The organism is Salipiger sp. CCB-MM3, from assembly GCF_001687105.1.
GTDB lineage: Bacteria > Pseudomonadota > Alphaproteobacteria > Rhodobacterales > Rhodobacteraceae > Salipiger.
On the sequence record NZ_CP014595.1, the window covers coordinates 2,506,881 to 2,521,374 of the forward strand.

At 66.1% G+C, this 14,494-nt stretch carries 10 protein-coding genes and 1 tRNA gene; 9 read left to right on the forward strand and 2 right to left on the reverse strand.

Annotated elements, in window-relative coordinates; genetic code table 11:
• Window positions 1-181 precede the first annotated feature (181 nt).
• Window positions 182-1,888, reverse strand: a complete 1,707-nt coding sequence (locus AYJ57_RS12080) for a peptide ABC transporter substrate-binding protein (protein WP_066105517.1) — start codon at window positions 1,886-1,888, stop codon at window positions 182-184.
• A 257-nt stretch (window positions 1,889-2,145) separates the two neighbouring features.
• Here AYJ57_RS12080 and AYJ57_RS12085 point away from each other — a divergent pair, with 257 nt between their 5' ends.
• From AYJ57_RS12085 to AYJ57_RS12125, 9 genes are all read left to right on the forward strand, one after another.
• Window positions 2,146-3,966, forward strand: coding sequence for an ABC transporter ATP-binding protein (locus AYJ57_RS12085; RefSeq protein WP_066105520.1), 1,821 nt, complete (start codon window positions 2,146-2,148; stop codon window positions 3,964-3,966).
• Between the two features lie 153 nt (window positions 3,967-4,119).
• A complete protein-coding gene (gene minC, locus AYJ57_RS12090) occupies window positions 4,120-4,947 on the forward strand; it encodes a septum site-determining protein MinC (protein WP_066105521.1) in 828 nt (275 codons plus the stop codon).
• Between the two features lie 26 nt (window positions 4,948-4,973).
• Window positions 4,974-5,792, forward strand: a complete 819-nt coding sequence (gene minD / locus AYJ57_RS12095; RefSeq protein ID WP_066105524.1) for a septum site-determining protein MinD — start codon at window positions 4,974-4,976, stop codon at window positions 5,790-5,792.
• Window positions 5,789-6,067, forward strand: a complete 279-nt coding sequence (minE, locus tag AYJ57_RS12100) for a cell division topological specificity factor MinE (RefSeq protein WP_066105526.1) — start codon at window positions 5,789-5,791, stop codon at window positions 6,065-6,067. The genes minD and minE overlap by 4 nt, the downstream gene beginning before the upstream one ends.
• A gap of 193 nt (window positions 6,068-6,260) precedes the next feature.
• Complete coding sequence (locus AYJ57_RS12105; RefSeq protein ID WP_066105528.1) at window positions 6,261-7,532, forward strand: Hsp70 family protein; 1,272 nt, start codon at window positions 6,261-6,263, stop codon at window positions 7,530-7,532.
• 128 nt (window positions 7,533-7,660) lie between these two features.
• Window positions 7,661-8,827, forward strand: coding sequence for an acetylornithine deacetylase (gene argE, locus AYJ57_RS12110; protein ID WP_066105531.1), 1,167 nt, complete (start codon window positions 7,661-7,663; stop codon window positions 8,825-8,827).
• Window positions 8,824-10,173 (forward strand): NAD(P)/FAD-dependent oxidoreductase, encoded by a 1,350-nt coding sequence (locus AYJ57_RS12115; RefSeq protein WP_066105534.1) that lies wholly within the window; start codon window positions 8,824-8,826, stop codon window positions 10,171-10,173. Before argE ends, AYJ57_RS12115 begins: the two co-directional genes overlap by 4 nt.
• Window positions 10,174-10,329: 156 nt before the next feature.
• Window positions 10,330-11,493, forward strand: coding sequence for a M20 aminoacylase family protein (locus AYJ57_RS12120; protein WP_066105537.1), 1,164 nt, complete (start codon window positions 10,330-10,332; stop codon window positions 11,491-11,493).
• Between the two features lie 232 nt (window positions 11,494-11,725).
• Window positions 11,726-11,802 (forward strand) — tRNA-Arg (locus AYJ57_RS12125).
• A gap of 157 nt (window positions 11,803-11,959) precedes the next feature.
• Here AYJ57_RS12125 and AYJ57_RS12130 read toward each other — a convergent pair.
• A complete protein-coding gene (locus AYJ57_RS12130) occupies window positions 11,960-14,341 on the reverse strand; it encodes a mechanosensitive ion channel domain-containing protein (RefSeq protein ID WP_066105540.1) in 2,382 nt (793 codons plus the stop codon).
• Window positions 14,342-14,494 lie beyond the last annotated feature (153 nt).

Below are 14,494 nucleotides of genomic sequence, written 5' to 3' on the forward strand. Positions count from 1 at the left end.
TTCCGTGTCTTTGTTGTGGGGCCCGTGCGGCGGAACCGGCTGTCGCCGTGAGGCGGCAGCGGCCGCGTCAGTGAACCGGGGCAGGGTGCCGGGGTTCGGGTTCCGGAGAGGTGAGGTCACGGGCAGACCTTCCGAAAAAGGGCACGTCCCCGCGCCGGGCGGGGACGTGCGTGTCAGGGGATCAGCCTTCGGTGCGATACCAGTCGGCGGCGTTCCAGAGCTCGCTGTCCCAGGTGTTCAGGATGACACCGCCCAGCGTGTTGGAATGCGCCGACACGCGGCCACGGTCGACCAGCGGAACGATGGTCATCGTCTCTTTGGTGATGATGTCGTTCAGCTTCTTGGCCAGTTCGCCGCGCTTTTCCAGCTCGCCGGTCTGCGCCAGCTCGTCGAGCAGAGCATCATACTCTTCGTTGCAGAAGCGGTTGATGTTCTCACCCTGCCACTGCGAGGACGGCTTGGGCTCGTTGCCGCAGCGGTACATCTGCAGATAAGACTGTGGGTCGGTGCCGTCGAAGTTGTTCGCGTACATTTCGACGTCGGCATAGAACTTCTGGAAGGTGTCGGGCGAGCCCGGGTCACCGCCGAAGAACACCGAAGCGTCGACGTTGCGCAGTTCGGTTTCGACACCGATCTGGCGCCACCAATCCTTGATCAGGGCCTGGAAGTCCTGACGCACGGCGTTGGTCGAGGTCTGGTAAAGCAGGCTCAGCTTCTCGCCGTCCTTCTCACGCACACCGTCGCCATCGCTGTCGGTCCAGCCCGCTTCTTCGAGCAGCGCCTTGGCGCCTTCGAGGTCCTGGGTCAGACATTCGGTGTTGTCCGAGGCGTAAAGCTCGGGCGCGGGCACGAGGTTACAGGTGGCGCGGCCAGCCTGACCATAGCCGATCTCGGTCAGCAGGTTGCGGTCGATGGCCATCGAGAGCGCCTTGCGGACTTTGAAGTCGGACAGGATCGGGTGCGGATGCGCGACGGTGGCGCGCTCGCCCTCGGGCAGGTCCGGCGACGGGTCGGTCATGTTCATCTCGAGACGTTCGACCAGGGTGCCGAAAGCAGAGACGGGGGTGCCAGCGCCGCCTTCAGCCATGGAGGCGAGGACGTCGGGGGCCAGCTGCAGGTTCCACGCGTAGTCGAACTCGCCGGTCTGCAGAACCGCGCGGGCCGCCGATTCCGCATCGCCGCCGCCCTTCAGCGTGACGGTGGCGAAAGCGGGCTTCGCGGGGTCACGGTAGTTGGGGTTTGCAGACAGCGAGATCACGTCGTTCGGCTTGAACTCGTCGACCACGAAGGGGCCGGTGCCGATCGGATTGAAGTTGGCCTCGGTGCAGGTCGAGGCTGCCGCGCCCACGCAGTTCTCGAACTGCGCCTTTTGCAGGATCGGGGACTGGCCGCCCATGAAGGGGCCGTAGGGGTTCGGCATGGCTTTGTCGAAGCTTACCACCACGGTCAGATCGTCAGGGGTGTCGATCGAAGTGATGTGGTCGAACTTCGCCAGCTGCGCGCAGCCGCCTTCGGGGTTCATGCAGTAGTCTGCGGTGAATTTCACGTCAGCCGAGGTCACCGGCGAGCCGTCGGACCACAGCAGGCCCTCTTTCAGCTTCCAGGTGATCGACTTCAGGTCTTCCGCCACGCCGCCGTTTTCGACGGTGGGAATCTCTTCAGCCAGGAACGGGACCAGCGCGCCGGTCTCGGTGTAGCGGCCCAGCGGCTCGAGCACGAGCGACGAGGCTTCGATGTCCTTCGTGCCGCTCGACAGGTAGGGCGTCATGATCGACGGCGCCTGCCAATAGATGATGTTCACATGCCCGTCGGAGCCGCGCTCCGCCATTGCGGCGGGGGCCAGAGCAAAGCTGGCGGCAGCCCCGAGCAGGAGGGTCTTGAGTTTCATAGGTCACTCCCTGTTATCGACCTAAGACCATGTTGGCCTTTCATCGACCGTTTGGTCTCTTCTTTGTATCAGCGGGAAAACCGTGAAACGCCGGACCCTTGGTCTCGGCGCTTGCACTCGTCTCATCCCGCTTGGGCCTCATCGAAACAGAACGCGCGCAAAATGCAAGCATTGCCTTGGGGTCAGGTGGGCCTTGGGTTTGACACTTTGACAAAGGTGCCTTTAGCGTTTGCACGGACCCATACGGAGAGGCCCTGATGCTGGACACCCCCATTGCGCGGATCGAACGCCTGCGCGTTGAATTCGAGACAAAAGACGGCCCGGTGGCCGGTGTCGAAGACGTAAGCTTCGAGATCAATGCGGGCGAAACCGTTTGCGTCGTTGGGGAATCTGGCTCGGGTAAGTCGGTCAGTTCGCTGTCTCTGATGCGGCTGATCGAGTTCGGCGGCGGCGAGATTGCCAACGGGCGCCTAATTTTTGATCGCAAGGACGGCGGCGAGACCGATCTCGCCAAGGCCAGCCAAGATGTGATGCGCGACATCCGCGGCAATGAGATCGGCATGATCTTCCAAGAGCCGATGACCGCGCTGAACCCGGTGTTCACCGTGGGACGTCAGCTGACCGAGGGGCTGCGCGTTCACCGTGGGCTGAGCAAGGATGAGGCCGAGGCGCGGGCGCTGGAACTGCTCAAGCAGGTGCGCATTCCCGAGCCCGAGCGGCGGCTGAAGCAATACCCGCACGAGCTGTCGGGCGGGATGCGGCAGCGTGTGGTGATCGCCATGGCGCTGGCCTGCAAGCCGCGCCTGCTGATCGCCGACGAGCCGACCACGGCGCTCGACGTGACCATTCAGGCCGAGATCCTCGCCCTGATGGACCGCCTCAAGCGCGAGACCGGCACGGCGGTGATGTTCATCACCCACGACATGGCGGTGGTGGCGCAGATGGCCGACCGCGTGGTGGTCATGTTCCGCGGCAACAAGGTGGAAGAGGGCACCGTCGAGGAGATCTTCGAGCGGCCCCAGCACCCCTATACGCAGGCGCTGCTGGCGGCGGTGCCGAAGCTGGGCGAGATGCGCGGCAAGGCGTTGCCCGAGCCGATGAAGCTGCTGGGTCGCGAGCAGGGCGAGATCAAACCGATCCCCGGCACCGACACGCCGCTGCTGGAAGTTGAGGGGCTGACCACGCGCTTTCCGGTGAAGGGCGGTTTCTTCCGCCAGACGGTGGCGAATGTGCATGCGGTCGAGGACGTCAGCTTCACCGTGAATAAGGGCCAGACGCTGAGCCTTGTGGGGGAATCAGGCTGCGGCAAGTCAACCTGCGGCCGTTCGATCCTGCGTCTGGTGGAACCCGACAAGGGCCGCATCGTGCTCGACGGTGTCGACGTGATGGGGCTGGGGCCGAACATGCTGCGCGACGCGCGGCGCGAGATGCAGATGATCTTTCAGGATCCCTTCGCCTCGCTGAACCCCCAGATGAACCTTGCCGACCAAGTCGCTGAACCGATGCGCAATTACGGCTCTCACAAGGGCAAGGAGATGATGGACCGCGTGGCCATGCTGTTTGACCGTGTGGAATTGCCGCGCAGCTTCATGCGCCGCTTCCCGCATGAGCTTTCGGGTGGTCAACGACAGCGGATCGCCATTGCGCGTGCGCTGGCGCTCAACCCCAAGCTGATCGTGGCGGACGAGGCCGTGTCGGCGCTCGACGTGTCGGTGCAGGCGCAGGTGGTCAATCTGATGATGGAACTGCAGGCCGAGCTTGGACTGTCCTATCTTTTCATCAGTCACGACATGGCGGTGGTCGAACGGGTCAGCCACAAAGTCGGGGTGATGTACCTTGGCCGGATCGTCGAAATCGGCCCCCGCGCGGCGGTTTTCGAGAACCCGCAGCACCCCTATACCAAGGCGCTGATGTCGGCGGTTCCGATCGCCGATCCGCGCCGCCGGAAGTCGGAAAAAGACCTCAATTTCAAGCCCATTCCCTCGCCCATTCACCCGGTTGGATACGAGCCCGAGACAAACGTGTATCAGCAGGTTGGGCACGATCATTTCGTGCTCACCTCTGCCAGCGGCTACTAAGGGTTGTGGCGACCCATACGGCGCTTCTCTGCCTAAAAGGAGAAAATTAGGGCTTGGAGGTGGATCTGTCGGCGTGTGATGATTATGCACGATCGGAACGAAGCACAGACACGAATCTGTGCCGGGCCCGAGAGCAGAAGGCAGAGACCAAGCGTGCAGACAGACGTCGCCAGCGGCAACACCGAAGGTGTCGGAACGACACTGAAACCCTTCCAGTTCCGGGGGCGGTTCCTGACCGCACTGGCGTTGCGCCTGAGCACGGCGCCGGACGCCCGGTTCTACGAGATGCTGGCGGACCGGCTGGAGAAGACACCGAACTTCTTCACCGACGCGCCGGTGATCATCGACCTTGAACAATCGCAGGCTGAGGTGAGCGCCGAGGCGCTGACCGAGCTTGTCGCCGACCTGCGCCGCCGTGACCTCGCGGTCTTTGGTATTCAGGGCGGCGGCGAGACCCTGAAAGAGGCGGCCGCGGGGCTGGGGCTGATCACCGTGACCGGCGGGCGCGATGCGCCGCTGCGCGGGGCGCTGCCCAGTTCCGAGCAGAAACGCCCGCAGCGGGTCATCCCCGAGCGCGCGCGCCCCGAGCCGACCCCGGCACCGGAAGCGGCCCCCGAGCCGCAGCCCGCGCCGGAGCCGGTGCGCATGGCGCCGGAGAATAAGATCGTCACCATGCCGGTGCGCTCTGGCCAGACGGTGATCGCCGACAAGGGCGATCTGACGGTCGTGGGTCCGGTGAGTTCCGGCGCCGAGCTTTTCGCCGCCGGAAACATCCACGTCTATGGCCGCATGCGCGGTCGCGCCTTTGCGGGCATCGACGGGGACGAGAATGCCCGCATCTTCTGCCAGTCTCTCGATGCCGAGCTTCTGGCGATCGCCGGTCTTTACCGGACATCCGACAGCCTTGGCGCCGACGTGCGTCACAAGATGGTGCAGATTTACCTCGAGGACGAGCGGCTGATCGTTTCGCCGTTCGCCTGACCTCGACATTTAGACAGGAGCCGCCAGTGAGCAAAGTAATCGTTGTGACCTCGGGCAAGGGTGGCGTGGGCAAGACCACGTCCTCGGCTGCCATCAGCGCCGGTCTCGCGTCGCGCGGGCACCGTACCGTCGTGATCGACTTCGACGTGGGTCTGCGCAACCTCGACATGATCATGGGCTGCGAACGCCGCGTGGTGTTCGACTTCATCAACGTGATCCAGGGCGACGCCAAGCTGAACCAGGCGCTGATCCGCGACCGCCGGCTCGACAATCTCTACGTGCTGCCGACCTCGCAGACCCGCGACAAGGACGCGCTGACCCAAGAGGGCGTCGAGAAGGTGCTGAACGAGCTTCGCGAAGAGTTCGACTACATCATCTGCGACAGCCCGGCGGGCATCGAGCGCGGCGCGCAGCTGGCCATGTACTACGCCGACGAGGCGGTGGTGGTGACCAACCCCGAGGTCTCCTCGGTGCGCGACAGTGACCGGATGCTGGGCCTGCTGAGCTCGAAGACCGCCCGCGCCGAGCGCGGCGAGGAAGAGCAGATCAAGAGCCACCTGCTGCTTACCCGCTTCGACCCGAAACGCTCGGGCGAGGGCGAGATGATGTCGGTGGAGGACGTGCTGGAGATCCTCGCGATTCCGCTTCTGGGTGTGATCCCCGAAAGCCCCGCGGTGCTGCGCGCCTCGAACGTCGGTGTGCCGGTGACGCTGAACGAAAAATCCCGCGCCGCCACCGCCTATGAGGAAGCCGTCGCGCGCCTCTGCGGTGAAGAGGTGGAGATGAAGATCGAAGGGGAGAAGGTTCCCAGCTTCATGTCGCGGCTCTTTGGGAGGAGCGCATGAAGGTTTTCGGCTTTACCTTCAACCGCAAGCCCAAGTCGTCGGCACAGGCCAAGGAGCGGCTGCAGATCCTTCTCGCGCATGAGCGCGGGTCGGGTCCGAAGGCCGAATTCCTGCCGCTGCTGCAGCGCGACATCCTCGAGGCGATCAAGCGCTATGTCGAGGTGAGCGACGACGCGGTCGGGATTCGCATGGATTCCGTCGGCGACGTCTCGAGCCTCGAGATCAACATCGAACTTCCTGCGCAGGAAAAGAAAAAGGTCGCGGCAAAGGGCTGAGCCCTTTGCCGTTTGGCACGCTCGCGGCACCGGTCTTTAGGGACATGGCCCGCGCGGCTAAGGGGGCGCTGCCCCCGTCCGCCAAGGCGGACTCCCCCGGGATATTTTCATCTAGACGAAGCGGCGGGCGTTTGGGCCTTGCTCCGCTCCGCGCTTTTCTGTAGCCGGGCGCCTTTCCACCGCGGAGGTTGTCATGGACAGTGCAGCATTTGCGTCGGGCGACGTTCTGGCGATCGACTTCGGAACCTCCAACTCGGCGGCAGCGATCATCGAGCAGGGCGCGGTGCGCCGCCTGCAGATCGAGGCTGGCAGCGAGACCCTGCCCACCGCCGTGTTCTTTCCCGCAGACGGCGGCATGCTGATCGGCGCGGCGGCCTCCGAGGCGCTGATCGCTGGCGACGAAGGGCGCTATATGCGGGCGCTCAAGAGCGTGCTGGGCACGGCGCTTTTCCACGAAAAACGGCTGATCGGCGGCAAGCGGCGCACGCTGGCCGAGATCGTCACCGCCTTCTTGAAGGAAGTGAAGACGCGCGCCGAGGCCGAGGCCGGGCGGCGCTTCGACCGGGCGCTCTCGGGCCGGCCGGTGCATTTCCATTCCGCAGATCCCGAGCGCGATGCGCGCGCCGAGGAAGACCTGCGCGGCTGCTACAAGGCGGCGGGTTTCAAGCACGTGGAGATGATGTTCGAGCCCGAGGCGGCGGCGCTGGCCAGCGCGGTGGCCGAGGGCACCACCGGCACCGGGCTGATCGTCGACATCGGCGGCGGCACCTCGGATTTCACCCTCTTCCGCAGCGAGGGGACCGGCATCGCGATCACCGCCAGCCACGGCATCCGGCTGGGCGGCACGGATTTCGACCACGCGGTCTCGATGCGCCATGCCATGCCGCTGCTGGGGCTGGGCGGGCGGTTGCGGCGCGACTTCGGCGGCGGGCTGCTGCCGGTGCCCAATGCGCTTTACGTCGACCTCTCCACATGGGCCAAGATCGCCTTTCTCTACAACCGCGACACCGAGCGGGCGGTGGAGGATCTGCTGCGCCATGCGGAGGCGCCCGAGCAGATGCAGCGCCTGAAGACGGTGATCGAGGACGAGCTGGGCCATGAGCTGGCCTTCGCGGTGGAGCGCGGCAAGATCGACGCCAACAGCGGCGCGGGGGCAGAGATCGACATGGGGATGATTGCGCCGGGTCTGGCGGCGCGGGTCACGCCCGGCACGCTCAATGCGGCTCTATCGGACATGCGCGAGGCGCTGCGCATGGCGATCTATGAGACGCTCATGCTGGCGCAGATCTCGCCCGCGCAGGTGGACAGCGTGGTGCTGGTCGGCGGCTCGAGCCTGATGGCGCTGGTGCGCGATGAGGCGCGGGGCGTCTGCCCGGGCGCGGCGCAGCGCCGATCCGAGGCGTTCACGGCGGTGGTCGACGGGCTGGCATGGGCTGCGGCGGGCCGGGGCGTCGCCCGCGCCTGAGGTTGCGCTGAAATAGGGCGCTTTGCGCAGCGCTTGGCTGGCGTGAGGCTGCGAATGCGCCCCGGCCCCCTTGTGGCTGGCGCGCAGGCGGGATTAGGTCGGCACCGAAGACAGACCAAGGACGCCCCATGACCACCCGCCTTTCGCCGCGCGAGCTGCTGGAAAAGCTCGTCTCCTTTCCCACCGTCAGCACCGGCAGCAACCTCGATCTGATCGGCTGGACCGAAGACTATCTGGCCAGCCATGGCATCGACAGCCACCGCCACGCCAAACCCTCCGAGCCCGAGCTGAAGGCGGCGCTTTTCGCCCATGTGGGGCCGGAGACCGAGGGCGGCGTGGTGCTGTCGGGCCATACCGACGTGGTGCCGGTCGAGGGGCAGGCTTGGGACAGCGACCCTTGGGTGCTGACCGAGCGCGAGGGGCGGCTCTACGGGCGCGGCGCCACCGATATGAAGGCTTTTGACGCGCTGGCGATCTGGGCGCTGGTCGAGGCCAAGCATCGGGGCGTGAGCCGGCCGCTGCAACTGGCGTTCAGCTATGACGAAGAGATCGGCTGCGAGGGGGCGATCGATCTGGTCGCTGCGATGCAGGGTGTCGTGCCAAAAGCCTCTGCCGTGATCGTCGGCGAGCCGACCATGCTGAAGCCTGTCACCGGCCACAAGGGCGGGCGCAGCTTCGAGATCCATGTGCATGGGGTCGAGGTGCACAGCTCGATCCTCGAGACCGGCGTGTCGGCGATCATGTGGGGTGCCAAGCTGATCGAGTGGTGCAACGAGGTGAACGCCGAATGTGCCGCCGCCGAGCCGGGCCCGGTGGCGCAGCTGTTCACTCCGCCGCACACCAATGTGCATGTGGGGCAAATCCGTGGCGGCACGGCGCAGAACATCACCGCCAAGGACTGCTGGTTCCCGCTTGGCTTCCGCGTGGTGCCGGGCGAGGACCCCGAATATTGGACCGGCCGCATGATGGACAAGGTCGCCGAGCTGACCGCACAGATGCAGGCGGTGCGGCCCGAGGCGTGGATCGAGGTCAAGGATGCCTTCAACCTGCCGCCCTTCGCGCCGACCGACGACAACCGCGCCGAGGAGCTGGTGCGGCAGATCACCGGAGACAACGCCAAGCGCCACGTCAGCTATGGCACCGAAGCGAGCCATTTCCAGAACGGCGGCTATGATGTGGTGGTCTGCGGGCCGGGCGACATCGGCATCGCGCATCAGCCCAATGAATCCATCGCCGTCTCGCAGCTGCAGGCGGGGCAGGCCTTCATGGAGAAACTTCTGGAGCGACTGGCATGAGCGTGGTGTTTCCCTTCCGCGACGAGGGCCCGGTCGAGCATCAGGGCGCGCTGCCCGAGGCGGCTGATCTGGTGGTCATCGGCGGCGGCGTCATCGGCACCTGCACGGCGCTCTTTGCCAACCGCGCCGGGCTGAAGGTTGTGCTGCTGGAAAAGGGCCGCATTGCCGCCGAGCAAAGCTCGCGCAACTGGGGCTGGATCCGCGTGCAGGGCCGGGACATGGCCGAGATCCCCGTGGCGCTCGAGGCGCAGCAACTCTGGCAGGAGCTCGACACTCTCTGCGAAGGACGGCTGGGGACGCGCACCGTGGGGGTGGGGTATCTCGCCAAGAGCGCATCCGAGATGGAGGCCTTTGCCAGCTGGCTCGAAGAGGCGAGGCCCTTGGGGGTCAGCTCCGAGCTGCTGGATGCCGAGGCCACCAAAGCGCAGCTTGGCGCGACCAACAGCCCTTGGGTCGGCATGCTGCACACGCCCACCGACATGAAGGGCGAGCCGTGGCAGGCGGTGCCGGAACTGGCGCGGCTGGCGGCCTCCGAAGGGGTGATCGTGCGTGAGCGCTGCGCCGTGCGCGGGCTCGAGCGCAGCGCAGGCCGGGTGAGCGGCGTGGTGACCGAGGCGGGCACCATCCGCTGCGAGCGGGCGGTGCTGTCGGGCGGGGCGTGGTCGGGGCTGTTCCTCAAGCGGCATGGCGTCACCATCCCGCAGCTGTCGGTGCGCTCCACCGCCATGGCCACCGCGCCGCTGCCGCAACTGGTCAACAAGGCGGCGGTGGATGATGTGCTGGCCTTCCGCCCGCGCGCCGATGGGGGCTACACGCTGGCGCCTTCGGCCTTCTCCGAGCTCTTTCTCGGCCCCGATGCCGTGCGTCACGCGCGGCCCTATCTGACGCTGGCCCGGCAGGGCAGTTTCGACGTGCATTTCCGTACCAAGGCGCCCGCAGGCTATCCCGACGCCTGGGGCACGCCGCGGAGCTGGCGCGACGATGAAGAGACCCCATTCGAGCGGATGCGCATCCTCTCGCCCGCGCCCAACGCCGGCAAGGTCGCCTCCACCCGCGCGCAGTTCGCGCAGCATTTCCCCGAGATGGGCGAAGTGCCGCTGCAGGCAAGCTGGGCGGGGATGATCGACGTGATGCCGGATGTGGTGCCGGTGGTGGATCACGTGGCGCAGATCCCGGGGCTGATCGTGGCGACGGGCATGTGCGGGCATGGCTTCGGCATCGGGCCGGGCTTTGGCCGCGTGGTCGCGGATATGGCGCAGGGCAGGGACCCGGGGCACGACCTCACACGCTTCCGCCTGTCGCGCTTTTCCGATGGCAGCAAACTGGTGCCCGGGCCGAACCTCTGAGGAAGGGCGTCCGGGGAGCGGGGCGCGTGTCTCGCTTCCTGAGAGGGCAGCGAGCGGCTGTCTTCCCTCGGGTCATACTCCGCCGGAGCTTGCCACTGTCATGGCAGGGTGGCAGGCTCCGCGGCAAATATGATCAAACAACAGGGACCCATCCCCATGCCCGTCAAGAACCGCTTTGCAGAGCTGCAGTCCGAGATCACCGAATGGCGCCGCGATCTGCATGAGAACCCCGAGCTGCTGTTCGACACGCATCGCACCTCGGCGCTGGTGGCCGAAAAGCTGCAGGCCTTTGGCTGCGACGAGGTGGTCACCGGCATCGGGCGCACCGGCGTCGTGGGCGTGATCAAGGGCAAGGCGAGCGGTTCGGGCAAGGTCATTGGCCTGCGCGCCGATATGGATGCGCTGCCGATCCTTGAGGACACCGGGCTCGATTATGCCTCCAAGACCCCCGGCGCGATGCATGCCTGCGGTCATGACGGGCACACGGCCATGCTGCTGGGGGCGGCGAAATACCTCGCCGAGACGCGCAATTTCGACGGCACCGTGGTGGTGATCTTCCAGCCCGCCGAAGAGGGCGGCGGCGGCGGCAAGGAGATGTGCGACGACGGCATGATGGCGCGCTGGGGCATTCAGGAAGTCTATGGCATGCACAATTGGCCCGGCGTGCCGGTGGGCCAGTTCGCCATCCGTCCCGGCGCCTTCTTCGCCGCGACCGACATTTTCGAGGTGACCGTTGAAGGCAAGGGCGGCCATGCCGCCAAGCCGCATGAGACCATCGACCCCACCGTCGCCTCGGCGCAGATCGTCACCGCGCTGCAGACGATTGCCAGCCGCAACGCCGACCCGGTGAGCCAGATCGTCGTCTCGGTGACCAGCTTCGAGACCTCGTCGACCGCCTTCAACGTGATCCCGCAGCGGGTCACGCTGCGCGGCACCGTGCGCACGTTGGCGCCACAGAACCGCGATCTGGCCGAGACTCGGATTAACGACATCTGCACCGGCATGGCGGCGGCGCTCGGCTGCGTGGCAGAAGTGGACTACACGCGCAACTACCCGGTGATGGTCAACTCCGAGGAGCAGACCGAGTTTGCCGCCGATGTGGCCCGCGCCGTCTCCGGCGATTGCGCCGATGCGCCGCTCGTGATGGGCGGGGAGGATTTCGCCTTCATGCTCGAAGAGCGCCCCGGCGCCTATATCCTCGTCGGCAATGGCGACACGGCCGCGGTGCACCACCCGCAGTACAACTTCAACGACGAGGCCATCCCGGCGGGCTGCTCGTGGTGGGCCGAGATCGTCGAGCGCCGCATGCCGGCGGCTTGAGCTGACTGGGGCGGGAGGGGGCGCTGCCCCCTCGCCGCTGCGCGGCTCACCCCCGGCGTATTTTCAAAGAGAAGAAGCGGGGTCGTGCGGGTGCCCGGGCGGGCGCTGGCGCGGACCTCTGGCGCGCGGGGTAACGGGGCGAGACGACAGGCATATTTTGATGCCGGCAGATTTTGGCTCTGGCAGATTTGCGATTGCGGAGGCTTCCGCTTTGTTCTAAGACCCGCCGCAGGCACCCGTAGCTCAGCTGGATAGAGCGCTGCCCTCCGAAGGCAGAGGCCATAGGTTCGAATCCTATCGGGTGCGCCACTCCTCTCTCAGACCATTGTTTTTTGCGACTAGGACGGCTTGCGCGGCTTGGCCTGCGTTGTGCCTTGCGCTTTGACGGGGTGTCCGCCTTGGGACGACATGAAAAAGCCGCGCTGTTTTCAGCGCGGCTTTTCCAACTCTTGTGGCGCGGTCAAGCTCAGGCGGTGCCGCCCTCTGCCGCGTCTTCCATGCGGACGCGGAAGGGCTGGGTCTCGCCCTGTTTCGACTCGCCCAGATAGATGGTCTGATGCGGAAAGGGGATCTCGATGCCGCGGGCGTCGAACACCTCTTTCAGCACGCCGTTATAGGCCCGGCCCACGCCCCATTGCGTGCCCGGCACGCATTTGATCCGCGCGCGCACGACCACGGCGCTGTCGCCGAAGGCGTTGATGCCGAACCACTCCAGATCGCCCATGATCGACTTGGCCTGCTCGGGATCGCCGCGCAGCTGCTCGAACCCGTCGAGCATGGCCTGTTTCACCTCTTCGATGTTCTCGCGGTAGGCAACGCCCATGTCGCAGACGAAATAGCCGAACTCGCGTACGTAGTTGGTGACCATATCGACCGAGGAGAAGGGGATGACGTGGAAGGCCCCGGTGACGTCGCGCAGGCTGACCGACCGGATTGTCAGACGCTCGACCACGCCGGTTGTGCCGCCCACGGTGACCACATCGCCGACGTTCATCGCATTCTCGAACTGGATGAAGATGCCGGTGATGATGTCCTGCACCATCTTCTGCGCGCCAAAACCGATGGCAAGGCCGAGCACCCCGGCGGAGGCCAGCAGCGGCGCGATGTCGAGCCCGACCTCCGACAGCACGAACATCAGCGTGATGACGATCAGCGCGATGGTCGCGGCGTTGCGCAGCAGGGTCAGCAGCGTGCGCTCGCGCGCGGTGGCGACCGAGCCGAACTCGGGGTTGAGCCGGTAGTCGACCCAGGACGTTAGCGCCACCCAGACCGTGAAGGACACCAGCAGCACCGCGGCGACCGAGAACAGAGTCGAGGTCAGTTGCAGGCCGATCTGGCTGGCCAGCCAGCCGCGCAGATCGATAAGGCTGATCGCATTGAGCGCGAAAACCACCACCAGCACGAAGATCACCAGCCGCAGCACGAAGAGCGTCTTTGGCACGAAGGTGTTCAGACGTTTCTCCAAAAGCGGCAGCCGCGCGGTGACGGTCTCGGGCAGTTGCACGCCGCGCACCATCACGCGGGTCAGCACGCCCGAAAGCACCATGCCGAGCAGTGCCACCAGCAGAACTTGGCCGGAGTTCAGCAGCGAGCGGAAGGCCGCGTCGCCGGGTTGCACCAGCACCAGCACCAACATGGTCAGCAGGTAGAGCAGGGCGGGCCAATGCCAGTGCTGCACAAGAAACGCAAAGGCGCCGCGCTTCTTTTTCGGCTCCGGCGTGCTGTCGGCCATGGGAAACTCTTCGGGCGCGGCGGAGGTCGGGGCCTCGGCGGCCTCGGCCTCTTCGGCGAGACGCATTTCTTGCGCGTGCTCGGCCTCGGACTGCCCGCCTCGTTCCAGCCAGTCGGCCACGGCACGGCGGTTGCGCAGCACCAGCCAGATCGCCAGCCCGACGACGATCAGCGCGATTAGCGCCGAAGTGGCGCGTCCTGCGGAGACCGAGACATTGGCGTTGATGATCGGCACGATCAGCAGCTGGCCGTAGCCCACCAGCCCGACCATCAAGTTGAGGCGGCTGGCGAGATATTTCGCCGCCACGTCAGACACCGGCAGTGGGCGCAGGTTGCGGGCCGAGGGCGAGAGCGCCAGGCGGACCACGACTTTCGACAGTTCGACCAGCAGGAAGGCGTTGAGATAGAGCGTCTGGCGGATGCCGATCTGTCCGAAGTTGCCAAGCAGCAGCGTGGCGATCAGATAGCCGACGGCCCATGCGATGATCACGATCGCCGCGTCGATCAGCGCCGAGGCGACGAACAGCATCGCGGTGCGCAGCGCGCCGGCTTCGCGCGCCGAGGCGCCCATACGTGCGTAGAGCGCCTTGCCCATGCGGCGCAGCACCAGAAACACCGCGACCGTGGCGACGATGATCAGCGCCAGCTCTTTCAGCGCCTCGAGCAGCACGCCCGCTTCGCTGCCGTCGAGCCCTTCGAAGACGCGCGGCGCGCGGGTGAGCTGCGTCCAGCCCACTTCGGCCTGCGCGGCGACGCCTTCGGCAGCCTCTTGGGTGATCAGCGCGATGCGGCGGCTGAACGACAGGCTTTCGGCGGGGGCGGCCTCGTCGCCGGCCAAGGTTTCGACGATCTGGTCGCCGGCGCTCTGGTCGCTTTCGGTCTGCGCCGCGCGCAACTCGGCGATCAGCGCGTCGCGGCTCTGGTCGTCTTCGATCACTTCGAGCAGAAGGTCGAGCTTGCTGGGCTGTGCGGAGGCGTCAGAGGAGGCTGTTTCAGAAGCGTCTGCGCCGGAACTCTGGGCCTGGTCTTGGGCCTGGGCCACTGTCGGGGAGACGGCGCTGAACGCCGAGGCGGCTAGGATCAGCAAGGCTGCGATCCCGGATCTTAGTACTGTCATGTCACCACGTTCGGTTACCAAAATTCACTGCGGCGTCCCTGCGTCAATCGGGCGGGAATGAACACCGCCGCTGGGTCACGCCGTCGTGAGCGCGGGGAGGAGGAGGGCTGCCTGTGCTCGTTGCCAGCTAGCCCGGCGCGGCGCGATGGCCAG

Coding starts and splice junctions, on each gene's coding strand:
- AYJ57_RS12080 (WP_066105517.1), bottom strand. CDS start 1,888: ATGAAACTCAAGACCCTCCTGCTCGGGGCTGCCGCCAGCTTTGCTCTG.
- AYJ57_RS12085 (WP_066105520.1), top strand. CDS start 2,146: ATGCTGGACACCCCCATTGCGCGGATCGAACGCCTGCGCGTTGAATTC.
- minE (WP_066105526.1), top strand. CDS start 5,789: ATGAAGGTTTTCGGCTTTACCTTCAACCGCAAGCCCAAGTCGTCGGCA.
- AYJ57_RS12105 (WP_066105528.1), top strand. CDS start 6,261: ATGGACAGTGCAGCATTTGCGTCGGGCGACGTTCTGGCGATCGACTTC.
- argE (WP_066105531.1), top strand. CDS start 7,661: ATGACCACCCGCCTTTCGCCGCGCGAGCTGCTGGAAAAGCTCGTCTCC.
- AYJ57_RS12115 (WP_066105534.1), top strand. CDS start 8,824: ATGAGCGTGGTGTTTCCCTTCCGCGACGAGGGCCCGGTCGAGCATCAG.
- AYJ57_RS12120 (WP_066105537.1), top strand. CDS start 10,330: ATGCCCGTCAAGAACCGCTTTGCAGAGCTGCAGTCCGAGATCACCGAA.
- AYJ57_RS12130 (WP_066105540.1), bottom strand. CDS start 14,341: ATGACAGTACTAAGATCCGGGATCGCAGCCTTGCTGATCCTAGCCGCC.